This is a genomic window from Hyphomicrobium sp. (genome assembly GCF_019753045.1).
In the GTDB taxonomy this organism is placed as follows: domain Bacteria; phylum Pseudomonadota; class Alphaproteobacteria; order Rhizobiales; family Hyphomicrobiaceae; genus Hyphomicrobium_B.
Map to the genome: position 1 here is coordinate 36,711 of NZ_JAIELN010000017.1, position 25,591 is coordinate 62,301.

General features: G+C 61.4%; 23 protein-coding genes. 20 read left to right on the forward strand and 3 right to left on the reverse strand.

Translation table 11 applies throughout. From position 1 onward, the window contains the following. Positions 1-15 precede the first annotated feature (15 nt). The 18 genes from K2Q04_RS17935 to folP all read left to right on the forward strand — a co-directional run bounded on the left by K2Q04_RS17935 (position 16) and on the right by folP (position 19,822). Entirely contained in the window at positions 16-2,100 is a 2,085-nt protein-coding gene (locus K2Q04_RS17935) for a hypothetical protein (RefSeq protein ID WP_291166095.1), read from the forward strand. Beyond that, the gene (gene ruvC, locus K2Q04_RS17940; protein WP_092864616.1) at positions 2,097-2,624 is read left to right on the forward strand and encodes a crossover junction endodeoxyribonuclease RuvC; all 528 of its coding nucleotides are present in this window, start codon (positions 2,097-2,099) and stop codon (positions 2,622-2,624) included. The genes K2Q04_RS17935 and ruvC overlap by 4 nt, the downstream gene beginning before the upstream one ends. Next, complete coding sequence (ruvA, locus tag K2Q04_RS17945) at positions 2,621-3,244, forward strand: Holliday junction branch migration protein RuvA (protein WP_291166098.1); 624 nt, start codon at positions 2,621-2,623, stop codon at positions 3,242-3,244. Before ruvC ends, ruvA begins: the two co-directional genes overlap by 4 nt. A gap of 53 nt (positions 3,245-3,297) precedes the next feature. After that, positions 3,298-3,702, forward strand: coding sequence for a hypothetical protein (locus K2Q04_RS17950; protein WP_291166103.1), 405 nt, complete (start codon positions 3,298-3,300; stop codon positions 3,700-3,702). 64 nt (positions 3,703-3,766) lie between these two features. After that, positions 3,767-4,813 (forward strand): Holliday junction branch migration DNA helicase RuvB, encoded by a 1,047-nt coding sequence (gene ruvB, locus K2Q04_RS17955; protein WP_291166105.1) that lies wholly within the window; start codon positions 3,767-3,769, stop codon positions 4,811-4,813. Between the two features lie 120 nt (positions 4,814-4,933). Next, positions 4,934-5,878: a metallophosphoesterase gene (locus K2Q04_RS17960; RefSeq protein ID WP_291166107.1), complete on the forward strand. Its 945-nt coding sequence runs from the start codon at positions 4,934-4,936 to the stop codon at positions 5,876-5,878. Continuing rightward, a complete protein-coding gene (locus K2Q04_RS17965) occupies positions 5,875-6,366 on the forward strand; it encodes a YbgC/FadM family acyl-CoA thioesterase (RefSeq protein ID WP_291166109.1) in 492 nt (163 codons plus the stop codon). The genes K2Q04_RS17960 and K2Q04_RS17965 overlap by 4 nt, the downstream gene beginning before the upstream one ends. A 359-nt stretch (positions 6,367-6,725) precedes the next feature. Then, positions 6,726-7,442 carry a protein TolQ gene (gene tolQ, locus K2Q04_RS17970; protein WP_291166256.1) on the forward strand — a complete coding sequence of 239 codons (717 nt, stop codon included), beginning with the start codon at positions 6,726-6,728 and terminating at the stop codon, positions 7,440-7,442. A 4-nt stretch (positions 7,443-7,446) separates the two neighbouring features. Then, positions 7,447-7,896: a protein TolR gene (gene tolR / locus K2Q04_RS17975; RefSeq protein ID WP_291166111.1), complete on the forward strand. Its 450-nt coding sequence runs from the start codon at positions 7,447-7,449 to the stop codon at positions 7,894-7,896. 183 nt (positions 7,897-8,079) lie between these two features. Continuing rightward, positions 8,080-9,243 (forward strand): cell envelope integrity protein TolA, encoded by a 1,164-nt coding sequence (gene tolA / locus K2Q04_RS17980; RefSeq protein WP_291166112.1) that lies wholly within the window; start codon positions 8,080-8,082, stop codon positions 9,241-9,243. Between the two features lie 88 nt (positions 9,244-9,331). Further along, positions 9,332-10,675, forward strand: a complete 1,344-nt coding sequence (tolB, locus tag K2Q04_RS17985; RefSeq protein ID WP_291166114.1) for a Tol-Pal system beta propeller repeat protein TolB — start codon at positions 9,332-9,334, stop codon at positions 10,673-10,675. Positions 10,676-11,765: 1,090 nt separating this feature from the next. Beyond that, positions 11,766-12,287 (forward strand): peptidoglycan-associated lipoprotein Pal, encoded by a 522-nt coding sequence (gene pal / locus K2Q04_RS17990; RefSeq protein WP_291166116.1) that lies wholly within the window; start codon positions 11,766-11,768, stop codon positions 12,285-12,287. A 197-nt stretch (positions 12,288-12,484) separates the two neighbouring features. Then, complete coding sequence (locus tag K2Q04_RS17995; protein WP_291166118.1) at positions 12,485-13,276, forward strand: OmpA family protein; 792 nt, start codon at positions 12,485-12,487, stop codon at positions 13,274-13,276. A gap of 145 nt (positions 13,277-13,421) precedes the next feature. Beyond that, positions 13,422-14,426 (forward strand): tol-pal system protein YbgF, encoded by a 1,005-nt coding sequence (ybgF, locus tag K2Q04_RS18000; protein WP_291166119.1) that lies wholly within the window; start codon positions 13,422-13,424, stop codon positions 14,424-14,426. A gap of 40 nt (positions 14,427-14,466) precedes the next feature. Next, on the forward strand, positions 14,467-15,813 hold the full coding sequence (gene tilS, locus K2Q04_RS18005) for a tRNA lysidine(34) synthetase TilS (protein ID WP_291166121.1): 1,347 nt from the start codon (positions 14,467-14,469) through the stop codon (positions 15,811-15,813). Positions 15,814-15,964: 151 nt separating this feature from the next. Next, positions 15,965-17,920 carry an ATP-dependent zinc metalloprotease FtsH gene (ftsH, locus tag K2Q04_RS18010; protein WP_291166123.1) on the forward strand — a complete coding sequence of 652 codons (1,956 nt, stop codon included), beginning with the start codon at positions 15,965-15,967 and terminating at the stop codon, positions 17,918-17,920. Between the two features lie 184 nt (positions 17,921-18,104). Continuing rightward, the gene (locus K2Q04_RS18015; protein WP_291166125.1) at positions 18,105-18,722 is read left to right on the forward strand and encodes a hypothetical protein; all 618 of its coding nucleotides are present in this window, start codon (positions 18,105-18,107) and stop codon (positions 18,720-18,722) included. Next, positions 18,719-19,822, forward strand: coding sequence for a dihydropteroate synthase (gene folP, locus K2Q04_RS18020; protein ID WP_291166128.1), 1,104 nt, complete (start codon positions 18,719-18,721; stop codon positions 19,820-19,822). The genes K2Q04_RS18015 and folP overlap by 4 nt, the downstream gene beginning before the upstream one ends. A 35-nt stretch (positions 19,823-19,857) precedes the next feature. On the opposite strand, the gene K2Q04_RS18025 is transcribed toward folP, so the two are convergent. Genes K2Q04_RS18025 through K2Q04_RS18035 form a run of 3 tightly spaced genes read right to left on the reverse strand, consistent with a single transcriptional unit; the run spans position 19,858 to position 22,679 of the window. Then, positions 19,858-21,189 carry an APC family permease gene (locus K2Q04_RS18025; RefSeq protein WP_291166130.1) on the reverse strand — a complete coding sequence of 444 codons (1,332 nt, stop codon included), beginning with the start codon at positions 21,187-21,189 and terminating at the stop codon, positions 19,858-19,860. 33 nt (positions 21,190-21,222) lie between these two features. Beyond that, complete coding sequence (locus tag K2Q04_RS18030) at positions 21,223-21,744, reverse strand: hypothetical protein (RefSeq protein WP_291166132.1); 522 nt, start codon at positions 21,742-21,744, stop codon at positions 21,223-21,225. Between the two features lie 26 nt (positions 21,745-21,770). Next, entirely contained in the window at positions 21,771-22,679 is a 909-nt protein-coding gene (locus K2Q04_RS18035) for a ParA family protein (protein ID WP_291166134.1), read from the reverse strand. Positions 22,680-23,030: 351 nt separating this feature from the next. Here K2Q04_RS18035 and glmM point away from each other — a divergent pair, with 351 nt between their 5' ends. Then, a complete protein-coding gene (glmM, locus tag K2Q04_RS18040) occupies positions 23,031-24,380 on the forward strand; it encodes a phosphoglucosamine mutase (RefSeq protein WP_291166136.1) in 1,350 nt (449 codons plus the stop codon). Between the two features lie 252 nt (positions 24,381-24,632). Continuing rightward, entirely contained in the window at positions 24,633-25,433 is an 801-nt protein-coding gene (locus tag K2Q04_RS18045; protein WP_291166137.1) for an outer membrane beta-barrel protein, read from the forward strand. The last annotated feature ends 158 nt before the right edge of the window (positions 25,434-25,591 follow it).

Genomic DNA, 25,591 nt, shown 5'->3' on the forward strand with positions numbered 1-25,591 from the left:
GTACGGGGGTACTGAATGGCGGCGGGTCGGGTTCGCGTCGGGCTTGTCGTTGTCCATGGCGTCGGTGAGACCGAGCCTGGTTATTGCGTCAACGCCGTTCTCGATACGCTTGCGGCGACGCGGCCGGGCTACAGCGTTTCTCCCGCCAACGAATACAACCGGATGGCCGAGCCCGAGATCGGTACGCCCCCGCCGGTGTTTCCTGTCATTCGCCGGGGCGCGGCGCACACCAGCGGCATCGAGATCGAAGCCGTGGAGCTGCACTGGGCCGACCTGACGACTGTTCAGGAAGGCCGCGTGAACACGCTGCTGCAGCTCTTTCGCGTCATCTTCGAATCTCATCACCTCGTGGACGCGATGCTCGACCGGTCACGGGATGCGATCTCGTGGCTTCTGAGAAAAATACTCTGGATCGCCGGCTGGCTCATTCGCGGCCCAAGCGCGGCGCTGACGATCGTGACGTCGGTGATCTGCGGTCTGTTTCTTTTCGAGCCTGCTACTCTGACGACCGACGTCGTGGACGTGAGATCGCAGGTGCTGATCGTCACCGCGATAATGTTCGTCGGATCGATCTACGTCTTCTACCGGATTACGCGGCAGCAGGATTACTCGTGGTACGACACCGTGTTCTGGCTCGCGATCGCGGCGCTCGCGGTTTTTGTGCTGACGTTTTACGACGTGCTGTTGCCGCTCCTTAAAAACGTTCCCGATCTCGAGATTGGTCCGGAGCGTGGCGTCGGCGCGTATCCGGTGGATTGCGCAATCGCCGGGTCGTCGGCGGCGGCTTGCTACATCAATGGACTTTACAAAGTCATCATCTGGGGCTGGCGCATTTGGGGCGGCGTGATGCTGTTCGCCACGGCGTTGCTCGGCCTCGCTTACGTGCGTGCGCTGAAGACGGGAGATCATTCGCGGCTCGCGACGGTCTCGACGAGCATTGCCATTTTGATCATGCAATTCCTGCTATGGACGACGGTCGTCGTCAGCGCGATCTATCCGATCCTCAATCGCGCCGAGACGATTACGACCCTCAAGGAAGCAAAGCCGTTCATCGAGCGCGCGATCGAGGCGCATCAGATCGACAGGACCAGCGCCGTCGCGAAGCTCGTGCAGGTTCCCAATATCGAACTCGATTGGATCGGCCGCTTTAAGTTCATCTTTGCGGCTGCCGCGCTGACCGTGATGCTGTTCATCATCGGCGGCGGCATCCTGATCGAACTCAGGCATTTGCGGGCACGACGAGGCCTTTCAGATCTCGAGCACACGGCGCGAAATATGCCGAGGCTCTTGTTCAATCCCTTTCTGGTCGCGCTGCTGATCGTGGCGTTCATCGTCGTCATGGCGCTGGTGTTCGTGCAACCCTATCTCGACAGCAACCATGTCTTCGTAAAGTTGCGAAGCTACATCCTTCCGGTCGCGGCCGTCGTCGCGCTGGCGCTGCCGTTCTTCTTCGGGCGGCGGATTGCGAACGTCGTCAACGTCGCGCGCGATCTCATCGACCATCATTATCAGCCGCGGCAGGAGACGGCGGCGTACTTCATCCCGTCAGCATTTCGCGCGCGTTTCCGCCATTTGCGGCGCGAGCGCATTCAGGGGCGGCTCAATCTCGTTCTCGAACATTTCGTGCAGAACCAGGGATACGACGGCGTCATCTTCCTGGCGCACAGCCAGGGCTCGGTCATCGTGTATGACTTCCTGCGCGATAACGGTCCGCATTACGCGCGGCTGGGCGACGCTTCGCCAGCGCTGCTGACGTTCGGGTCGCCGCTCGGCACGCTCTATCAAAAGTATTTCCATGAGTACTCGGCATCGAAGGGGGCGCCGCTCGGCATCGCGGCGAGCCTCAAATGCTGGATCAATCTCTATCGCGTCGACGATTACATCGGCGGGCGCATCAACCCGCCACCGGGGCTTCGCGTCGATAATCATGTGATGGGGATCGGCGGCCACACCGGCTACTGGACGGAGCCCGACGTCGCCGAGGCACTCGACGCCATTCTGACAGGTAAAGTTGCGGACGCCACGAAGCCGCCGCCGCTGCCGCCGCCACCTATGACGCCTTCGGCGCCTTATGCGGTTCGTGCTATGCGGAGAGCATGAATGGACGAACGATTCGCATTATCGGCATCGACCCCGGCTTGCGGCGGACGGGATGGGGCATCGTCGAAAGCGACGGCGTCCGGCTCGGTTACGTCGCGTCCGGCGTCATCACGCCACCGAAGGACGACGATCTCGCCTATCGGCTTTCCGCGCTTTTCGACGCCGTGACGAGCGTCATCCAAAGCTTCAGCCCGTCGGAAGCCGCGGTCGAAGAGACCTTCGTGAACGAGAACCCGCGTTCGACGTTGAAGCTCGGACAGGCGCGCGGCGCCGTTCTTCTCGCGCCCGCGCGGCTCGGATTGCGCGTCGCCGAATACACTCCGAACTTGATCAAGAAGTCGGTGACGGGCGCTGGACACGCTGAAAAGCAACAGATCCAGGCGATGATAGGCTTTCTCCTGCCGAAGGCGACGTTCGGATGCGCGGATGAAGCCGACGCGCTTGCGATCGCCATCACGCATGCGCATCACCGCGTCAGCCGGCAGCGACTTGCGGCCGTAGCAACCAAGGTCGCTTCCACATGATCGGCAAGCTCAAAGGCAAGGTCGACGCTGTCGGCGAAAGTTTTCTCGTCATCGATGTCAATGGCGTCGGCTATGAGGTGCAGGCGTCATCGCGGACGCTCCGCAATTTGAAGCCGGGCGACGATGTGGCGCTGACGATCGATACGCACGTGCGCGAGGATGCGATCCGGCTTTTCGGGTTTCAGAGCGAGTTCGAGCGTAGCTGGTTCAGGACGCTGCAGTCAATTCAGGGCGTCGGCGCGAAAGTCGCGTTGAGCGTTCTAGGCATCATGTCGCCGCAGGATCTCGCGAGCGCGGTGGCGCTCGGCAACTGGGCCGCGGTCGAAGAGGCGCCGGGCGTCGGCAAGAAACTCGCCATGCGCATCGTCGCTGAATTGAAGGATAAGGCGCCGGGGTTGTCGATCGGAGGCCATGCCGTCCCCGTGGCCGGCCACGCGACGCCGCAGCCGAATGGCTCTGCCGCGGGATTGGCCTTCTCGGAAGCCCTCTCGGCGCTGACCAATCTCGGCTACAACCCGGCCCAGGCGAGCGCCGCGGTCGCCGTTGCTTCAAAAGAGCTTGGAGAGGCGGCCGACACGGCGGGGCTTATCAAGCGTAGTCTCAAGGAACTGGCTCGCTAGCGACCGCTGAGACTCTCTATCGGAACACTTCGCTACCCATGGGAAAAATCATTTTGAGCAATACCCAACGCGCGCTCTGGATGGTTCTGATCACCTCGCTGGCGGTCCCGTTCTTTGCGGGCCTCATCGATCTCGGGCTGATGCTTCTCAGCCCGGCGACCGATTTCCTGCTGCCTGCGCATGGCGGTCAAGGCCTTGGCGAGGCCGGGGTCGGCGCATTCATCTGGAGCGCTTTTCCGGCGACCGTTTCGGCGCTGGGTTTAACGCCGTTCGTTTTGCAGAACGGCACTTATGGCTGGCTCGAGGCGGCAGTCGCCGGGGTTCTCGGGTTCATAGCGGCGGCCATCATTTTCCCGTTGGACGCGAGTATGGGCGTGCCATTTCTGGCGTTCACCGCGGGTCTTCTCTTCATCGGCATGCGGGCGTTGCTGATGACGATCGGCATTCTCAAACACTGAAATCGGGCTTCAGATGTCAGCCCGTCGACTTGACGGCGCTGGCGAATAGCCTCACGAACAAACCATGACCGACAGGCTCGTCAGCAGCGCGCGAAAAGACGTGGACGCCTTCGAGGCGACGATACGTCCGCAGTCGCTCGACGACTTCGTCGGGCAGGAGCAGGCACGCGCCAACCTTCGCGTTTTCATCAAGGCGGCGCGAGGGCGGGGCGACGCGCTCGACCATGTGCTCTTCGCCGGTCCTCCGGGTCTCGGCAAGACGACGCTGGCGCAAATCCTTTCGAAGGAACTGGGCGTCGGATTTAGGGCAACGTCGGGGCCGGTGATCTCGAAGGCGGGCGATCTCGCGGCGCTTTTGACCAATCTCGAAGAGCGCGACGTGCTCTTCATCGACGAGATCCATCGGCTCAATCCGGCTGTCGAAGAAATACTCTATCCGGCCATGGAAGATTTCCAGCTCGATCTGATGATCGGCGAGGGGCCGGCGGCGCGGTCGGTGCGTATCGATCTGCCGAAATTCACGCTCGTCGGCGCGACGACGCGCGCGGGACTGCTGACCAATCCGCTGCGTGATCGCTTCGGGATTCCGGTCCGGCTCAACTTCTATTCGATTGCAGAACTGGAACAGGTCGTCGGCCGCGGCGCGCGCGTGCTCGGTGCGCAGATGTCGCCCGACGGCGCGCGTGAAATCGCCAAACGCTCGCGCGGCACGCCGCGGATCGCCGGACGCCTTCTCCGCCGCGTTCGCGATTTCGCGTCGGTCGAAGGCGCCGTCGTCATCAATGCCGAGGTCGCCGACCGGGCGCTGACGATGCTCGAGGTCGATGGCGAGGGGCTGGATGCGCTGGATCACCGCTACCTTGGGTGTGTCCTTCACAACTATGAAGGCGGGCCGGTCGGTATCGAAACGCTGGCCGCGGCGCTTTCCGAGCCGCGCGATGCGCTCGAGGAGATCGTGGAGCCCTTTCTTCTGCAGCAAGGGTTCATCGGCCGCACCCCGCGAGGGCGGGTTTTGACGCTGAAGGCTTATCGCCATCTCGGCGTTAACGGTCCTGCGCGCGCCGCATCGCCGGAACTGCCTATTTTTGAGGACGACGAGGACGGGACTTAACGCCGCTCTCGCCTGTCTTGGTCCGCTTTGAGGTGGCGAAGTTCACGGATTCGACAGCATTCTCCGGCCAGAATGCGGAACGCTTCGTCCTTCCGCAGTACGGTTCGAGGGAAAACGGGTTTGATCAGTCGCCGCGATTTGCTGAAGTTGACGGGCGTGGCCGGTGTCGGCTCGACGGCGCTCAGCGGTTACGCGCTGGCCGAAGCCTTCCGCGAAAGAGTGACGTCCTACACGTTGACGCCTCCCAACTGGACGCCGGGTCTCAAACTGAAGTTTGCCGTGCTTGCGGACCTTCACGTTTGCGAGCCTTGGATGTCGGTCGAGCGGCTCGAAGTCATCGTCGAGCAGACGAACAAGCTCGATGTCGACGCCATACTGCTGCTCGGGGATTACGTCGTCGGTCATCGGCTCGGGAAATATTCAGGGCGCGTGAGCAATGGCGCTTGGGCGACAGTTCTGGGTCGGCTCAAGGCGCCCCTTGGCGTCCATGCCGTTCTCGGCAATCACGACTGGTGGGAATCGCGCGACGTGCAGAAAAAACGCGCGGGCCCGACGCCTGCCGGATTGGCGCTGCAAGTGGTCGGCATTCCGGTTTATGAGAACAATGCCGTGCGGCTCGAGAAGGATGGCCGTGCTTTCTGGCTCGCCGGTCTTGGCGATCAATGGGCTTTCTGGCCGCGAAACGACGAATACGACGAGTTCGTGCAAGGGGGCAAAGTCGCCTATCACGGCGTCGATGATCTGCCGGCGACGCTCCGACAGGTGACGGACAACGCTCCGGTGATCCTGATGGCGCACGAGCCGGATATCTTTCCGAAGGTTTATGAGCGGGTTTCCTTGACGATTGCCGGTCACACGCATGGCGGCCAGGTTCGGATATTCGGATACGCTCCGATCGTGCCGTCGCGTTTTGGATCGCGGTACGCGTATGGTCACATCGTCGAGGACAAGCGGCACATGATCGTCTCGGGCGGTCTTGGGTGCTCGTCGTTGCCGATCAGGTTCGGCTCTCCGCCCGAAATCGTAGTCATTGAGCTTGGCGGCTCCGAAGGGGGCGAAGTTTGACCGGCGCGCAGTGGCCCGATCTTGCCGGGCGCATCGTTCGCGATGCGAGCGGTCAGCGGCACATTCTTCCCGTTCGCGTCTATTTCGAGGACACCGACGCGGGCGGCGTCGTCTATCACGCCTCGTACGTGCGCTTCGCGGAACGCGGCCGCACCGATTTTCTACGCCTTCTCGGCACTGACGCCAGGCGCCTGATCGACGGTTCCGACAGCAGAGAACCCGCGGCCTTCGTTGTCCGGCGGATGAGCTTCGACTTCGCACGTCCCGGACGCATGGACGATCTCCTGGAGGTCGAGACGCGCGTCAAGGAGCTCGGTGCGGCCAGCGTTACGCTCGATCAGACGATCAGCCGCGATGGGATGCGTCTCGTTTCGGCCGAGGTCGTCGTGGTGCTCGTGTCGATTTCAGGGAAGCCGCTCCGCTTGAGCGACGCTGTGCGCGAAGCCTTTCAAGCGCATGCGGCGGGGGCAAAAAATTCCCGGACGTAAGCCTTCGGCGCGCAATATTTCGCCGCCGCCGTCAAGGCGCGTCCACACGCCGATTGACATTCCCGACCTCGGTCGTCATGGCTCATCATGAGGTAAATGGCCGCGTTTTTCGTGGATAAACACGAAGATGCGTCATTGCCATCGGCTACATCAAGCCCTCGTTTCGTCATATTGGGCGTCAAAAGCTCTGGATGCGAATGAGTGTGGTGGGCGATGGCGCTTGCTGCCGGGGTGGACGTCATTACGCCGTCATACGCAAACTTCATCGGGCCCGCGCCGGGCGCGTCCCAATGCAGCCGAAATTCAACGGCCCGTGCGGCTCCGTACGGGTATCGCAATTCTTCGACATGGATGGTGAAATGAATCCCGCGGATGTCGCCCAAAGCGCCGTTGCCCCGGTCCAAGCGAGTGGCTTCTCGTTCATCGAACTGTTTTTGCATGCGAGCCTTACCGTCCAAATCATCATGACGGGGCTTGGCATCGCGTCCGTCTGGTCGTGGGCGATCATCTTCGAAAAGCTGCTCGCGTTCCGGCGCGCACGCGTCGAGAGCGACCGCTTCGAGCAGTTGTTCTGGTCGGGCCAGTCGCTCGACGAGCTTTATGCGAACCTGTCGCGCGGGCGGACGATCACGATGGCAGCGCTTTTCGTTGCAGCGATGCGCGAGTGGAAGCGCTCCGTCGAAGGCAACATCCGCGCGCTGGGCGGCATTCAGCTGCGCGTCGAGAAGGTGATGGACGTCACGATCAGCCGCGAGATGGAACGTCTCGACCGGCGTCTCCTGTTTCTTGCGACCGTCGGCTCGACGGCGCCGTTCGTCGGTCTGTTCGGTACGGTCTGGGGCATCATGACGAGCTTCCAGTCGATCGCGGTTTCGAAAAACACATCGCTGGCCGTCGTTGCACCCGGTATCGCCGAAGCCTTGTTCGCGACGGCGCTCGGCCTCATGGCCGCCATTCCGGCGGTTATTTTCTACAATAAGTTCTCTGCCGATTCGGCTGCGATATCGCAGCGTCTCTACGCTTTTTCCGATGAATTCGCAGCGATCGTATCTCGCCAGATCGACGTAAGGGCTTAAGCCGATGGGGATGAGCGTCAAGGGAGGCGGGGGCGGCGGGCGCGGGCGTCGCGGCCGGCACATGCCGATGAGCGAGATCAACGTTACGCCGATGGTCGACGTGATGCTCGTGCTTTTGATCATCTTCATGGTTGCAGCGCCGCTTCTGCAGACAGGCATCGACGTCAATCTGCCGGAATCGAAGGGGCAGGAGATCCAGCCTCCGAAGAAGGACCCGCTCGCGGTCACGGTGAAAGCCAACGGCGACGTCTATATCGGCGACACCCAGGTTCAGCTGGATGACTTGGCGACGAAACTGAAGGCCATCGCCGGAAACGGTTACGACGAGACGATCTTTGTGCGCGGCGACAAGGGCGTGAACTACGGGACGGTGATGGAGGTGATGAGCCGCATCAACCAAAGTGGGTTCAAGAAACTGTCGTTCGTTCTCAATGGAGAGAAGGGAGGCTCCTAGCACCCGTAATCGCTAAAGGACGATACGTATGACGAACCAGGATGCGCGTCGGCCAATGAACACGCGAAGCGCTGTGCCGACCCGTCGCTTGAATTGCTCGCGGCCGACGACGCGTATCCCGGTTCGCCCTGCGGTTCGCCGCCATTGCGCGCGCTCATACATGCCGTCTCTCAGAGAAGGTGGGTGCTGACTGTGCCCTTCGGACTTGTTCTGTCCATTTTCTTCCATGCTTCGCTCCTCGGGTGGGCGCTCTTTTCCATGCGCACTACGCCGCCGCTATCGCCCGACACGCCGGCGATCGCGGCCGATATCATCACGCCTTCCGAGTTCCTGCGCCTGAAGCAGGGCGCCGAGGATGCGAAAAATCTCGAGACCAAGGCGAACGACAAACCGAAGCCCGACGACAGCAAGAACGACACGGCGAAGCCGAACAACGCGCCGCCGCCACCACCTCCGCCGCCCGCTGAAGAGCAGGTCGCAAAGGTCGAACCGCCACCGGAGCCCGAGCCGCCTCAAGCTGCCGAGCCCCCGCCTCCGCCGCCACCCGCGCCGGCCAAGACCGAGCCGGATCCCATAGCCAAGAAAATCGAAGAGCCGCCACCGCCGCCGGAGCCTGCTCCGGGGCCGACGCCTGACGAAAAAAAGCTTCTGGAACAGAAGCTTGATGAAGAGCGCAAGGCCGAGGAAGCCAAGAAGAAGGCTGACGAAGAGGCTAAGAAAAAGGCCGAGGCCGAAGCCAAGAAAAAGGCTGAAGAGGAAGCCAAGAAGAAAGCTGAAGAAGAGGCGAAGAAGAAGAAGGCTGCCGAGCTCAAGAAGAAGAAACAGGAAGAGGCCAAGAAGAAAGCCGAAGCCGCCAAGAAGCAGTTCGATCCGAGCAAGATCGCTTCTCTACTCGAGAAGTCGCCGGACGACGCTACGCCCAAGGCTCTTCTCGACAAGGACAAGCGGAAGAAGGGGCAGCAGGCGGCAGGCTCAAGCTCGACCGCAACGAACTTCGGCAAGGAAGCCGGGACGCAAACGGGCTCCGATACGGTTCTTTCCGCGCGCGAGCAGGATCTCTTGAAGGGGATGCTGAAGTCGCAGCTCAATGGCTGTTGGCGTCCGCCGGGTACGGGCGGCGGCAGCGAGGTTCCGGTCGTCGAACTGCACTGGGAACTCAATCCCGACGGTACACTCGTGGGCGAGCCGAGGGTTACGTCGGCGCCATCGACCACCGCGGGGCAAGTTTATGCCGAGGCGGCGCTCCGCGCCGTCAGGATGTGCGCTCCGTTCCGCCTGCCTCCGGACAAGTACGAGGGCGGGTGGAAGTACATCGACTGGACTTTCGATCCGCGTGAAATGTTGTAAACGCCCCAAAGTTGCTTCATTCGACCGCGAAGCGAAACATCGCGCTTTGAGAATTCCGAATCGTACTGAGACGCATGAGAGACCATTCATGACATTGAAAGTCCGCCTTAAAAGGCTGTTTTCCGTTGCGACGCTCGTCGCCGCTTGCGTCTGGCTCGTCCCAGGGTTGGCGCCTCCCGCGATGGCGCAGCTCAAAGGTACGCAGACGGAAGGCACGATCGCGCCGATTCCGATCGCAATTCCGAGCTTTCTCGGGGACGATCAGGAGCTCGCGAGCAATATCGCCGCCGTGGTTGAAGCGGATCTCGAGCGTTCGGGGCTCTTCCGGCCGCTCGATCATCAATCGTTTCTCGAGCAGGTTCGGGACGTCAATGCTGCACCGCGCTTCGGCGATTGGCGCTCCATTCAAGCCGATGCGCTCGTCGTCGGACGGGTGGTCAATGCGGGCGACGGCAAGGTCGGCGCCGAGTTCAGGGTCTGGGATGTTGCGGGCGGAAAGCAGCTCGTCGGCCAGCGCTTTTCTACGTCGGCGCGCAACTGGCGCCGCATCGGCCATCTGATCGCGGACAGCGTCTATGAACGGCTGACGGGCGAGAAGGGCTACTTCGACACGCGCGTCGTATACGTCGATGAAACGGGGCCGAAAGAGAAGCGCATTAAGCGTCTCGCGATCATGGATCAGGACGGCGCGAATGTCCGGCTTTTGACGCAAGGTCAAGAACTTGTGCTGACGCCGAGGTTCTCCCCGACGAACCAAGAAATCACGTACATGTCCTACAGCGGCGGTGGCCAGCCCAAGGTTTTCATCATGAACCTGGAGACAGGCCGACGTGAACTCGTCGGCGACTTTCCCAATATGACGTTCGCGCCCCGATTCTCTCCCGACGGGCAGCGGGTGGTCATGAGCCTCGGGCGCCCCGATGGCGGCTCCGATATCTACGAGATGGATCTCCGCTCACGGCAGCCGCGGCAGATCACGCGGTCGAACGGCATCGATACCAGTCCAAGCTACTCGCCGGACGGCGGTCAGATCGTCTTCGAAAGCGACCGGAGCGGCGGCAGACAGCAGCTCTGGGTCATGAATTCGGACGGATCGAACCAGCGTCCGATCTCGACGGGCGACGGCAGCTACTCGACGCCGGTCTGGTCGCCACGCGGCGACTATATAGCGTTCACCAAACAGTCGGGCGGCCAGTTCATCATCGGCGTCATGAAGCCGGACGGCTCGGGCGAGCGCATCCTTACGGAAGGTTTCCACAACGAGGGGCCGACCTGGGCTCCGAACGGGCGGGTTTTGATGTTCTTCCGCGAGTCGCAGGGGAACAATGGGGGGCCGCGAATTTTCTCGGTCGATATCACCGGATACAACGAGCGAAAGGTGGACACTCCGGCGTTCGCTTCGGACCCCGCTTGGTCACCGCTTCTGAATTAACACCCTATTTACGAACGAAGCTGTCCAATTATTAACGACGCTTCTTTCGAGATCAATAAAGATGCGCAATATCAATGGGTTGTGCATCTTAACCGTAGTCCAAAAAGTGTTGACTTTTCCCCACTAAGTCCCGTTGCATTTTCGCACCTATTGGCTTGGAAAACTTGGGAATTGCTGCCTCTGTTCTTGATCGGAACGCGCCCTCCCGGTACCCCAGAGTACGGCTTTTGCCGGAATCGTATCAGGAGATATGACCATGCAGGGTGTGAAGGGGCTGATCCTTTTGTCAGCAGTAGTTGCGGCTGTGGCCCTCGGCGCATGCCGCCGTGAGGCTGAGCATACGCCTTTGAAGCTCGGCGGCCCGACCGCTAGCGACCAGGTTGCTCGTTAATAGCGAGTACTCTGTCTCAAAGGAGACTACCTATGAAAAGCGCATTTGTTCTCGCTACCGTTTTTGTAGCTGTTGCTCTCGGCGCATGCCGGAAAGAAGTCGAGCACCAGCCGCTTAAGCTTGGCGGGCCTGCCACTTCGGAGCAGGTTGCACGCTGAGTGCTTCTTGTTTGCAAAGTACTGCGTTTTTCATCCTAATCTTCAAGACCGAGTTGTTGGCGACTACCTCGCCACCATCTCGGTCTTGAGCTTTTTAGAGTGCAGTTTCTCGGACGCGTTCCGACGTGCGAGGAGAGCATTACTGGTGTGCTCGGCGATCTGCTCGACGGGTCTCTCTGCCTAAGACTGATTTGTCTGAGACTGATTTCCGATCTGCATCGCCGTTCGTAGAAGCTCGAAAGCGCAGGCGATTCTTGCGCTCGCGTTTAGTGCGGGAAAACGTCGAGAAATCTGCTCAAAACCGAATTAGTCGCACGCACACCTCGTATCTCGATGCTAAGAGTTTGTGTGAGAAGGGATCGCAGTGGATCCAGAACATCCTGAGCGCGCTTTTGTGGGTTACGGGTGGGTCGACAGCGGAATCGGCCATATTTTGGGCTGAACGATTCTCTATGCGGGGATGAAACAGCTATCTCTCTCAGAGGACGAAGCGTGTGCAACTCACGCGAGAGATGAGATCGATACGAAGGGGATTTGCGAAATGATGGCCACGTTCGCGCGGAGCTGGTGTCTGCGCCTTGCCGCCGTTTCGATTCTTGCCGCGACGCTCGGCGCGTGCGCCAACAAGGACATGCAGCCAGACGGGTTGAGCAGCAAGTATGGCAACGCGACGCCAGGTTCTCAGCGTGACTTCACGCAGAACGTCGGCGACCTCGTCTACTTCTCGACCGACTCGGTCGATCTGACGCCCGAAGCTGCGCAGACGCTGTCGAAGCAATCTCAGTGGCTGGCGCAGTACCCGCAATATACGATCACGATCGAAGGCCATGCCGACGAACGCGGTACGCGTGAATACAACATCGCGCTCGGTGCCCGTCGTGCAACGACGGTGCGCAACTACCTTTCCGAGCACGGCGTGAACGGCGCGCGCATCCGCACGATCTCGTACGGCAAAGAGCGTCCGGTCGCGGTTTGCAACGACATCTCCTGCTGGTCGCAGAATCGCCGCGCTCAAACGGTGCTCAACAGCGGCGGCAGCGGTGGCGTGGTTAGCCAGCGTTAACCGTCGCCCCGCCAACACGCTGCCATACCGCGCATAAGCGACAGCGGCACATCGAAGGCCGGCTGTGTCTCAGGAGTTGGCTCAATTGAGCCACACTCCCACAGAGCTTTCGAGGAACGCGGTTTCAGCAAAGTTTGGCCTAATTGGACTTCCATAACCGGCGCCCGAGGCTTTCTTTGGTGCGGCGCCGGTATTCGATGTTGAAATTGCGGACTTCCAACGTTTCGGCGGGCGTTTTGTGTGTGGTGCTTGGCCTGATGGCTGTGCTTGCGCCTCGCGTTTTTGCTCAGGATCAGACTGCGGACAGCGAAACCGCTGCGGAGCTCGTCGAAGACGGGCTGGATGCTCTTTCCGATCACGCGGAAGATTCGGGCCGGCGTCTCCTGGCTCGCGTGATCAGCGAATTTCCCGGATCTGTCGAAGCAGCGAGGGCGAAGCGTGCGTTGGCCGCGCTTGATCGTGGCGAGAGCACCCCCGAGGAACGTGCAGCAATCAAGGCGGGCATCGCCGAGCGGGCGGCCGAGTTCCGGCGCGCGTTTCTTCTCGATGTCGGAGATCGCGTGTTCTTCGCCGAGAATAGCGCGATCCTCGGCGGGCGTGCGCGCAGCATCGTCGAACGCCAGGCACGCTGGCTGACGGTTCGTCCCGATCTCACGGTCTTGGTGATTGGCCGGGCCGACGACAGTGTCGGGCGGAGCGCGGCAGAAATTCTCTCGCTGCAGCGTGCCCAGGTGGTGCGTGACCGACTCATTGCGGCAGGCATCGCGGAAGCACGCATCGAGGTTAAGGCGGCGGGCTCCGCGGACCGGTTGGCTGTTTGCGATGATCCGATGTGCCAGGCGCAGAACCGGAATGCCGAGGTCTTCATCAAGGAATGGCATTTCGACGGAAACTGGCCGAAGTCAGCGATGTCGGGTGCGTCCGCGAAGGGTTCGGTCAGCCCGGTAAACGTCCGCAGGGCGGATCCGGCCGATTCGGTTTCGCAGTGATTCCTTACTCCCCAGTTGATGGGTCCTGCGACCCGGCGTAGGTGGAGGTGCAGACGGCGCTGGGGTAAGCTTCTCCGGACGTCTCGTCACGTCATGCGGCGTTAGTGATTTAACATTCGATCGAACATTAGGGGTAGAGCCGGGAATGGCCAAGCTTGCGGGGATCCATCGGAGTGGCTTGCGATTTCAAATCGTAGCGCTGGCGTTCGCCCTAACGGCTGTTCCGGCGCTGGCGCAAACCAGCGACGCCCGCCCGCCAAAAGGCGGTGCGGCACCAGCAGCTGCTGCTTCCTCCGGCGATGCCGCGCTCAAAGCCCGGGTTCAAGCTCTCGAAGAGCAACTCGTCGATATGCAGGTCGTCGTCGGAACTTTGGAAACACTAGCCAAGGGCGGCGGCTCGACCGCTGCGCCATTCCCTTCGTCCGGAGGCGCCGTTTCCGCGGACCCGGCGCGGATCGAAGGACTCGAGACGCAGGTTCGTGCGCTCTCGGCGCAAGTGCAGCAGCTCTCGGATCAGATTCGCAGCATGGGCGGCGTACCGCGCCGTTCTGAAATTCAAGGAGGCACTGAGACCGGCGCCACCGATCATGCGGACGCGGCAGTCGACGGTTTCGGATCGACAACGGTTTCATCCGGCGGCGATGCCATCGGCGGGCTCATCGACAGCCATGCACAAGCGGCCGAGCCCGACCACGGCGGCGGTGCTGGCGGATTGCCTGCGCCGGTCGCTACGGCTGCCTTGCCCGCCGCCAGCGAGACGAGCGGCGACCCGAAGCAGCTTTATGAGACGGCGTACGGCTACTTGCTTCAGCGCGATTACGGCTCCGCGGAAACGGCATTCGGCGATTTCTTGAAGAAGTTTCCGAACGACTCGCTTTCGGGAAACGCGCAATACTGGCTCGGCGAGACTTATTTCGTCCGCGGTCAATACAAGGCAGCGGCGGGCTCTTTCCTGAAGGGCTATCAGACGTATTCACAAAGCGGGAAGGCGCCTGACAGTCTTTTGAAGCTCGCGATGTCGCTCGACCGGCTCGGACAAAAAGATGCGGCGTGCTCGTCTTTTTCCGAACTCGCGACGAAATTCCCGACAGCGCCGCAAAACGTGAAATCGCGCGCACAGAGTGAGCGGCAGCGGATCGGCTGCCAATAAAGGAGCGGCGGGCGCGAATTCTCCGCCGAGCTGAATATCCGTGACACGAGGCTCGCAGTTGCCGGTCACCGATGCCGAAGCGGATACCGCATTCGGGCGGCTGGCGCGCTTCGGCCACGTGGTGCTCGCCGTGTCCGGCGGTCCGGACAGCATGGCGCTGATGGTTCTCGCGGCGGAATGGCGGGCGCGTTCGAAATCGCCGACGCCGTCCATTTCCGTTGCGACCGTCGATCATGGTCTTCGGCCCCAGTCGCGATTCGAGGCCGAGCAGGTCGGAGCGGCTGCGCGACGTCTGGGTTTGCCGCATGCCGTTTTGACCTGGGACGACGTGAAGCCGCAAACGGGCGTGCCGATGGCCGCGCGGGAAGCGCGCTATCGTCTTCTGGATGAACACGCACGCGGATTCGCGGCTGACAACGTTGCGGTTGCGACGGCTCATCATCTCGATGATCAGGCTGAAACGTTCGCCATGCGGCTGCAGCGCGGCGCGGGAATCGATGGCCTTTCAGGCATGCGGACCGAAAGGCTTATCGCCGAGACGTCTCCGGTTACTCTGGTGCGGCCTCTGCTCGGCTTTGGAAAAGCGCGTCTCGTCGCGACGGTCGCCGCACGCGGCGTTGGTTATTTCGAAGACCCGACGAACGCGGATGACCGTTACGAGCGCACGCGCGTACGTTCGGCGTTGTCAAATTTCCACGATGCGGGATTGTCGCCGCAGGCGCTTGCCACGTCGGCCCGCCGCCTTGGCGACGCTCGGGATGCACTCGTCTATGCCGAAGAGCGTTTTATTGCGTCGCTTGCGCTTTCGTTCGGCAATGAGATCTTCGCGACGCTCGACCGGCGCGCGTTCGACGACGGCCCGGCCTACCTCAGGCAGAAGGTGTTGGCGGGTCTTATCGCTCGTTATGGAGGCGATAGTCCCGAGCCGAGGCTATCCGAAATCGAGGCCCTGGCGGCGCACCTGCAACGGGATGGAAAGGCTGCTGCAACACTAGGTGGTGCGATGATCTCGGGGGGGCTCCGTTTCATTCGCATCTGGCGGGAGGCTGGCCGTCTCGATCAGGCGGCGATCGAACTTCAGCCGGGCACCGTCCGGGTTTGGGACAGTCGATTTGTGCTGCGCTGGTCTGCGGAAACCGGGGACCGAGGGTCGCAGGCCTCCGTCATTACCGTCAAACCACTGGGGCTGGCCGCGTACCGGGCGATCCTGCCGCGGCTCCGTGGCCGTCAGCTGCCGCCCGCGCGTGCATCCGCGGCGCTCCCGTCATTTTGGGCGGGAGAACAATTCGTTGCCGCCCCCTCGCTCGCGCCATTTGCCCTGGCGGGGGCCGAGCCGCTCGACCCCGCAGGATTTAATATTACCCCCTTGGCAGCGGGTACATTTTAAGGATTTGTACGTATTGTAGCCCGTGGGAACCTGAGTAAACGCATAACTTGTGCGGAGATGGGCTGCCACCTATGTTAAGCTCTCACTTTGGGGGCAGCAGTGCCACCGAGCACGCGCCATTTTGGTGCCGATGGCGCCATCAAGGAAACCAATGAACCCGAATTATCAGAAACTTGCGATCTGGGCGGCGTTGTTCGTCCTATTGCTGGCACTCTACAATCTGGTCAGCAACCCGAGCACGGCCCGCCGGTCGAACGAAATTCAGTATTCGGAATTTCTAGACGCCGTCGATAAGGGTAACGTGTCGGAAGCCGTGATTGCGGGTAACCGCATCACCGGAACGAAAAAAGACGCAAGCTCGAGCGATGCGGCGTTCTCGACTTACGCTCCGGAAGACCCGAACCTCGTGACCCGCCTGCGCGAGAAGGGTGTGAAGTTCAAAGCGCGGCCTGCCGAGGATGAAGTGCAGTCAATCACAAGCATTCTTCTGAGCTGGTTTCCGATGCTGCTGCTCATCGGCGTGTGGATCTTTTTCATGCGCCAGATGCAGTCGGGCTCCGGCCGAGCAATGGGCTTCGGCAAGTCTCGCGCGAAGCTCCTGACGGAGCGGCATGGCCGCGTCACGTTCGAGGACGTCGCGGGCGTCGACGAGGCGAAGGCCGATCTCGAGGAGATCGTCGAGTTTCTTCGCGACCCGCAGAAGTTCCAGCGCCTCGGCGGGCGCATTCCCCGTGGCTGCTTGCTGGTCGGCCCTCCCGGCACCGGTAAGACGCTCATCGCGCGCGCCGTCGCCGGCGAAGCCAACGTGCCGTTCTTCACGATCTCGGGCTCGGACTTCGTCGAGATGTTCGTCGGCGTCGGCGCAAGCCGCGTGCGCGATATGTTCGAGCAGGCGAAAAAGAACGCGCCCTGCATCATCTTCATCGACGAAATCGATGCCGTCGGCCGTCATCGCGGCGCGGGTCTCGGCGGCGGCAACGACGAGCGCGAACAGACGCTCAACCAGTTGCTGGTCGAGATGGATGGCTTCGAAGCCAACGAAGGCATCATCATCATCGCGGCGACGAACCGTCCCGACGTGCTCGATCCGGCGTTGCTGCGCCCCGGCCGTTTCGACCGCCAGATCGTCGTTCCCAATCCGGATGTGGTTGGGCGCGAGAGGATCCTGCGCGTTCACATGAAGAAGGTGCCGCTGGCGCCGGACGTCGATCCGAAGGTGATCGCACGCGGTACCCCGGGATTCTCCGGCGCGGATCTCGCAAACCTCGTCAACGAAGCGGCGCTGCTTGCCGCGCGGCGCAACAAGCGGCTCGTGACGCAGGCGGAGTTCGAGGATTCCAAGGACAAGGTCATGATGGGCGCCGAGCGCAAGACCATGGCCATGACCGAGGAAGAGAAACTCGCGACCGCCTATCACGAGGCGGGCCACGCCATCGTCAATCTCGTCGTGCCGGGCAACGATCCCCTGCACAAGGTGACGATCATTCCGCGTGGCCGGGCGCTGGGCGTCACGATGAGTTTGCCGGAGCGGGATCGCCTCAGCTATTCGAAGCAGTGGTGCGAGGGCAAGATCGCGATGGCTTTCGGCGGCCGTGTCGCCGAGCAGATCATCTATGGCCGCGAACACTTGAATACGGGTGCTTCGAGCGACATCAGCCAGGCGACGAACATCGCCAAGAAGATGGTGACGGAGTGGGGCATGAGCGACAAGCTCGGGCCGCTGCTCTACTCGGAGAACCAGCAGGAAGTGTTCCTCGGCCATTCGATCACGCAGCAGAAGAACATGAGCGAGGAGACCGCCAAGCTCATCGATGAAGAGACGCGGCGGATCGTGACCACCGGCCAGAGCCTTGCGTGGGAAGTTCTCACGAAGCACAAGGCCGAACTCGAAGCCATGGCGCAGGCGCTGATGGAATACGAGACCATCAACGGCGACGAGTGTCAGGCGATCATGCGCGGTGACAAGATCACGCGTCCGACGGACGATGACGGCAGCAAGGGGCCGGCCGGATCGGCCGTTCCGAGTGCGGGCCGGCAGCCGCCGCGGCCACGGGGCGAGCCTAAGGGCGGGATCGATATCGAGCCCGAACCGCAGCCGCAGGGCTGATCGTGGAAGTATGGGGTGGTTCATATGGGCAAAATACCAAGTGGCAAAAATCCAGCTTCTAGTTCCGGCAAAATTTCCCGCGAAGCAGCGACGGGAAAGTTTGTGGAGCGTGCGAATAGTTGGGTCTCAGCCAATACCGCTACGCCGGATGTAGCTCGCGCTAAATTGCGCGAGCTAGGCATTCATGACAATCGGGGAAAATTGGGTAAGGATTATAAGTGAGGTGCATCGACTGTCCGCGTCGTTCGTTCTTGGATATCACGGATGCGACAAGGACACAGCGGAGGCCCTGCTCGCCGGCGAAGCATTCAAGCCAAGTGACAATCTTTATGATTGGCTAGGTCCCGGAATTTATTTCTGGCAGTCCAATCCTGATCGCGCATTAGCCTTCGCCAATGAAAAGAAGCGACGCGCCAAAGGGAGTTGGGATGAAGCTGTTGTTGGCGCAGTGATTGACATGGGCCTGTGTCTTGACCTCACCACGGCAGCGGGAGCCGCCGAGCTCCGCTCGGCGCACGGTGCCCTCACCCAAATCCTTCAACAATCTGAGGGCGAATACCCAGTCAACGAGCCTGGGCGCCCAAAGTTGGACTGTGCCGTTATCAGATCGCTACACGACATTCGCAAAAATAGCGATCAGCCGTCTATTGATACGGTTCTTGGAATTTTTTTCGAGGGACAACCCATCTATCCCAACTCCTATTTTTATGAAAAGACTCATGTGCAGATATGTGTCTGTAATCCTTCCCAAATCAAAGGCGTGTTTCGCGTGGGGCGGCCCAACAATGGATCGTTGGTTTGAAACGATCAGTCTACCTGCAGCCTAGTGCGATTTTCTGGGATCGGAGCTCCCGGCACGCGATCGATGAAGCCGACGTTCCCGAATGGAAGGGTTTGCCGCTTGCCGGCGGCCGGCTGTCGTTTGCGGCACTCGATGTTCTGACGCGCAGTTCGCCCGAAACGAAGCGGCGGACGGTCATTCTCGGGGACGCCTTCAGCGGGGACTGGGGCCGGGAAGCGTTGTCGGCTGCCGACATTCTTCAAGCGCTTTCCGAGCCGCGTGCGCGCGTCGCCGGGTTGTCGCTTGATCGCCCGCGCATCATGGGCATCGTCAACGTCACGCCGGATAGTTTCTCGGACGGCGGCCAGTTCGCGGGTACCGAAGATGCGGTCGCACACGGATTGCGGCTCGTCGAAGAGGGCGCCGACATTCTCGACATCGGCGGGGAAAGCACGCGGCCGCAATCGGATACGGTCGCTGTCGATGAGGAACTGCGCCGGGTCATTCCCGTGGTCGAGAGATTGCGCGCCAAGACCGATGCGGTGATCTCGGTCGACACCCGCAAATCCGAGGTGATGCGGCGTGCGGCTGCGGCGGGTGCTGATATTTTGAACGACGTCTCGGCGTTCACGTATGACCCGGAAGCCTTGGAGGTTGCGGCCGAGACCGGGCTGCCGATCGTCATCATGCATGCGCAGGGCGATCCGAAGACAATGAACGACAATCCGAAGTACGACGACGTCGTGCTCGATGTTTTCGATTATCTCGAGGGGCGCATCCAGGCGTGCGTCGCGGCTGGAATCCCAAAGGCGAAGCTCGTCGCCGATCCGGGGATCGGCTTCGGCAAGCACCTTCATCATAACGTCGCGGTGATGGCGGGTCTCTCGCTCTATCACGGGCTCGGCGTGCCGCTTTTGCTTGGCGCCAGCCGCAAGAAGATGATCGGGCAGCTCTGCAATGTGGAAGATGCGAAAGACCGGGTGCCTGGGTCGCTGGCTTGCGCAATCGCGGGCATTGCCGCCGGCGTCCAGATCGTGCGCGTTCATGACGTCAAGGAAACGAAGCAGGCCATAGAAGTTTGGCGCGCATGCGCGGCGGGTACGGAGAAGGGGCTCGACTGATCGCAGCTGGATGGGCGGCGGAGCGGTGCCTCGCCCTATCGGTTGGTCAATCTCATCATTCGAAGGACGAGGTAGAAGCAGAGGATTGCCGCGAGGAGCGCGCCTGCGACGGCCGGGGCGCGCCAATCGGTGCTCGCCACGCGGGTGACTAGAAGCGCCGCGCAGACGACGATGCCGGCGATCGGCAAGATCAAAGGAAGCTCGAATTGTCCCGGCGCTTCGCCCGCCCTGCGCTTCAACACGATGAGCGATGCGTTGACGGCGATGAACACGACGAGCAGCAGCAGGACGGTTGCGGCAGCGAGATCGGCGATGTCTCCGGCCATGATCAGAAGAAGCAGCAATGCGAAGAGCAGCCAGATTGCTATGTGGGGTGTTCTCCGGGTCTGGTGCACACGTCCCATGAAACCCGGCAGAAGCCCTTGTCCGGACATGCCGTAGATCAATCGGGAGGCTGTCACGTAGTTGACGAGTGCGGTGTTCGCCACTGAAAAGAGCGCGATGAAGCTCATTAGCCCGGCCGGCATGTCGGGGAGCGTTCGCTGCATGACGGCCGTCAATGGGCTCGGCGCGGCGGCGAGTTCTTGCCACGGCAACACCGACACGGCCGTAACCGAGACAGCCACATAGAGGACCGCTGCGGCGAGCGTTGCGATGACGAGGCCTCGCGGGATCGTGCGCGCGGGATCTCTGCATTCCTCGGCGACGTTGACGGCGTCTTCAAAGCCGATGAAGGCGAAGAACGTGAGCACCGATGCCTGAAGCACGATGAGAGGCAGGCCGAAGTCGGCGCGGTCTGGCGGCGTTTCGAAGTAGTTGACCGTGCCCCAATAGGACATGCCCGACGCGATCACGAGGAGGAGTCCCGAGACTTCCATCAGCGTGCAGACGACGTTGACCCACATGCTTTCGCGGATGCCGCGGAAGACGATGCCGCTGAGGATCAGGAGAAAGCCCGCCGCGATGGCAGCCGGCGGCAAGGCTTCGATCCCTGCCATGTCGGCGAGGATCGCCGCGAAGATCTTCGACTGGGTCGCGATCGATGTCAGTCCGGATGCGACAAGAGCGAGGCCGATGGTGAAGCTGAGGCTTGGACGGCGGAATGCGCGGTCGGTGACGTATGCGGCGCCACCGGCGCGCGGGTAACGCGAACCGAGCGAGGCGTAGGAGAGCGATGTCAGCAGCGCCGCGACGAGGGCGACGAGGAATGACAGCCAGACCGCAGATCCAGCTTCGCCGGCCGCTTTGCCGATCAGGCCGTAGATACCCGATCCGATCATGCTGCCGAGCGCATAGAGCGCCAGCTGTGTCGTCCCGATGGAGCGGCGGAGGCTCGGCTGCTTTGCGTCAGTCGGCGCTCCGGCCACCACGTCGCGTCCTTTTTGTTATTGGAGGGCTTGTCAGCTCGCCGCGGCTTTGCGGTCGGCCAAGCGGCGCTCCACGCCTGCGATGATGGCCTTGCGGATGTCGTCGGTCCGCTTCACGGACGCCTCGACCGGAACGTGCTGCGCTTCGGCGAAGGCGCGGAGATTTTCCGCCGATTTGATTTCCTGAAGGCGCGTCATCAGTCCTTCGCGGCCATGCTTGGAGAGCGTGACGAGTGCGGAAAAGCGGTAGGGATTGAAGTTCTCGGCGCGGTCGTGCCGATCCTGTGCTTCGGCCGGGGCCGCAGTTTTCTTGGTCTTCGGGGCCGCGGCGGCCTCTTCGAGAGTCTCTGACGGACGTTCAGAGGGAAGTTCTGACGAAAGCTCTGGCGGAAGTTCCGGGGGCATCTCCCGAACCAGCATGCGGTTCACCGCTTTCGTCAACGCAAGCGCGAGCCGTTCGGCCGCTTCGCCCTCAAGCGCCGTTTCACGCAGGATGTGGGCGCGAAAGAACGTCGCCATTTCGTCGCCGGGCCAGAGCTGTTTGCCTTTGCTCATGTTCGACGTTTTCTCGCCTTCAGCAGTTAAGAGACAGAGACTTTGGCTTTCTTCTTCGCCGCCACGGTTTCAACCAGGCGGGCGATTTCCTGATGAAGCTCTTTGACGTCGCCGGCGGCATCGGAATACTTCACGTCGATCGTTCGCAACTGACCGATGTAGTCGAAGGCATTGGCGATGCCATTCCTTTGCGGCAGGAATGTCTCGAGCACGGGATGTACGAGGCTTATTTCCTCGATCATCATATAGTCCCGGTCGTCGTTGCGCACGTAGTTTGCGAGGCAGACGTAACGCCTGTCCTCAGCCGGCATTGCGGCCAAGTCGTCGAGATTGCGCATGTCCTCGATCAGCATAGCGACGCGATCGACGGCGAGTTGCGAGACGTAATCGGGGCGGAAGGGCACGATGACTTTGTCGGCCGTTTTGAGGGCCGCGAGCGCTGCAAACGAGAGGCCCGGCGCGCAGTCGAGAATGACGACGTCATAGTCGCCTTCGAAGCGGCGGATGAGGCTTTCCATGCGGCCGCGAACGCGGTTGGCGACGACTTCCGGCACGTTGCTCTGGCTTGCCTGCTTCAGGTACAGCTCGCCCTGGATGTCCTCCAGGAGGAGTGAACCGGGGACGAGCGAAATCGGGGCCGGTTTGCCGTTCGCCAGGGAAACGTCGCCGACATTCTTGGCGACGTAATCGCGAGCGTTGGCGGGAATGCCGTCGAAGAGGTCGTAGAAGTAGTCGGCGATGGTCTTGCCGGCCTTGCGGGCTTCGTTCCAGCCCTGGCCGCCCATCAGGATCAGCGATGCGTTGCATTGAGAGTCGAGGTCGATCAGCAGGACGCGCTTGCCCCCGTAGACGGCGAGCCCGTGCGCCAGCATCACCGCGCAAGTGGATTTGCCGACGCCGCCCTTGCGGTTAGCGACCGCTAGAAAGACTGCCATAGTCGATACCCCTCAGATTGCGCTCGCTAAACGACATTGCCTCTGAAGCGCGCGCTACATCAATAGCCGACCTATGGGCCGATTCCATGACCCGGTCCAACACGGGTCTCAAAAGCACACAATGTGGAAAGATTGGATGCGCCCGTGCAACCCTCAGTGGAATTCAGTGTAAAATTTGCGGCAATTCAACCAACGGAATGGAATGGTAGTGTTCGCTCGGGCATCTATGCTCTCTAAGGGGACGGCGAAGCACGCCGCAGGTCATCGCCTGGTGCTTGCCGATATTTTTTCGGATCGTCGATTTGGGCCTGTCGCGCGCAATCGCCGGGTCCGACACGACGGGAGGTTAGCATGACACGCCGCTATTTCGGGACGGACGGCATTCGCGGTCTCGCCAACACGCATCCGATGACAGCGGAGATTGCGTTGAAGGTCGGGATGGCGGCCGGAACCGTTTTCCGGTCGGGCACACATCGCCACCGCGTCGTGATCGGCAAGGACACGCGGCTTTCCGGCTACATGCTGGAAGCGGCGCTCATGTCGGGCTTTACCTCAGTCGGGATGGACGTGTTCCTTCTCGGACCGATGCCGACGCCGGCCGTCGCCATGTTGACGCGGTCGCTACGCGCCGATCTCGGCGTGATGCTGTCGGCATCCCACAATCCTTCCAATGACAATGGGATCAAGCTCTTCGATCCGGACGGCTACAAGCTGTCGGACGAGATGGAGAAGCAGATCGAGGATCTGATCGATTCCGATTCCAAATCCATGCTTGTCGAAGCCGACCGCATCGGGCGCGCGACGCGGGTCGAGAGCGCGCAGGAGCGGTATATCGAATTCGCCAAGCGCACTATGCCGAAGCAGCTGCGCCTCGCGGGCCTGCGCATCGTCATCGATTGCGCGAACGGCGCTGCATACAAGGTCGCGCCGGAAGCGCTGTGGGAACTCGGCGCGGAGGTCATCAAGATCGGTGTCGAGCCTAACGGCCGCAACATCAATTTGAATTGCGGTTCGACGTCGCCGAAGGCGCTCGTCGACAAGGTGAAAGAGCTTCGCGCCGACATCGGCATCGCGCTCGACGGCGACGCAGATCGTGTCGTGATCGTGGACGAGAAGGGCGAAATCGTCGACGGCGACCAGCTAATGGCGGTGATCGCGGAAAGCTGGCACCGTACGGGCAAGCTCGCGGCGGGCGGCATCGTTGCGACGGTGATGAGCAATCTCGGCCTCGAGCGGTATCTGCGCTCCATCGGGTTGACGCTGGCGCGGACGCCGGTCGGGGATCGTTACGTCACCGAGCACATGCGCAAGCATGGGTTCAATGTCGGCGGCGAGCAATCGGGGCATATCGTGCTCTCCGATTTCACGACGACGGGCGACGGATTGGTCTCTGCACTGCAGGTTCTGGCGTGCGTCGTCGCCACGGGGAAGACAGTGTCGGAAGTCTGCAATCGCTTCCAGCCGCTGCCGCAGATTTTGCGCAACGTGCGTTACGCGAGCGGGCGTCCGCTCGAAGATACGCGCGTCGTCAAGGCCATCGAGGGCGCGAAGGCGAAGCTCGGGGAGAATGGCCGTCTCGTCATTCGGCCGTCGGGCACTGAACCTGTCATCCGTGTGATGGCGGAAGGCGACGACGAGAAAGTCGTGTCGAGCATCGTCGGCGATATCTGCGACGCGGTTAAGTCGGCAGCGGCGGCGTAAGCTCGCTCTTTTTCACATAGCAAGGGTCAATCAGCAGCGGCAGGACCGCGGCCTGGCGTGGCGCGCCGGGCGTCGCGCGATCATCCGCGCGCGCATGATGTTAACTTCTCATTAGGACTTCGGCTTCTGCTCCTGCGTATCAGACTTCGACGCCGGTTAAGCTCCCTTTAAACCTTATTGGTAATATTCGGGACGGGTTTTAGTACCGGCCCGCCGCATCGCGCGTCGAGCCGACACCGGAAGGAAAGTCACATGCTTTTTACGCGCAAAGTACTCGTTCTCAGCGCGGCACTCGTTCTCGGCAGTGCTCTGGGTGCATCGGCTGCCGACCTCGGCGGCACCAGTCTCAAGGACGCTCCGATCATGGAGGCCATGCCGGCTGCGTCGGCTGGTTGGTACATCCGGGCCGACGGCGGATATAACTGGTTCACGAATCCTTCGGTGAGCTACAGCGGCCGTGAGGTCGGAAATACCAGCCAAGACGGCGCGTGGAGCGTCGGTGGCGGTATCGGCCGCTATTTCGGACGCGGTTTCCGTGGCGATATCACGGTCGATCATATCTTCGACGCCAGCTCCGAGTCCTCGCTTTATTATTCTCCGGGCAGCCTCGTCGGCAATTCGAAGTTCGATTTGAGCAGCACCGTCGTGCTGGCCAACATCTATTACGATTTCAACCGTGGCGGCCGCTTCATTCCGTACATCGGCGCCGGCATCGGTTATGCGCATAATTCGACGTCGTCAGGGACGTTCGAGCAGTGCGGTTGCACAACCGAGTATGGTGGAAAGTCTACCGATAACTTCGCGGCAGCAGCAATGGCCGGTGTCTCCTGGCGCATCCGCGGCGGTCAGACGACGTACGTCAGCGGTATGAAGGATGAGCCGGTCGCTGTCAGCTCGGGCAACGCGCTCTACCTCGATTTCGGCTATCGCTTCCTCTACCTCGGCAAAGCTGAAACGGCTTCGTTCGATGCGGACGGTGTGACGTCTGCTGAAAAATTAAAGGACATTACCGCTCACCAGCTTCGCGTCGGCCTTCGGTACGACCTGAACTGAGCGTTCGTCAGGGGCGCCTGTCGCGCCCTCGAGAAGAATTGGAAACAGGGGCGTAGCGCCTGTTTCCGCCCGGAATGCCAAAGGTGTGGTTTGTTGTGCGTGTTTCGCGTTTGCGTGTCCTCCCCCGTGAAGCGTAGTGGGCTCCTCCTTCCCGGGGA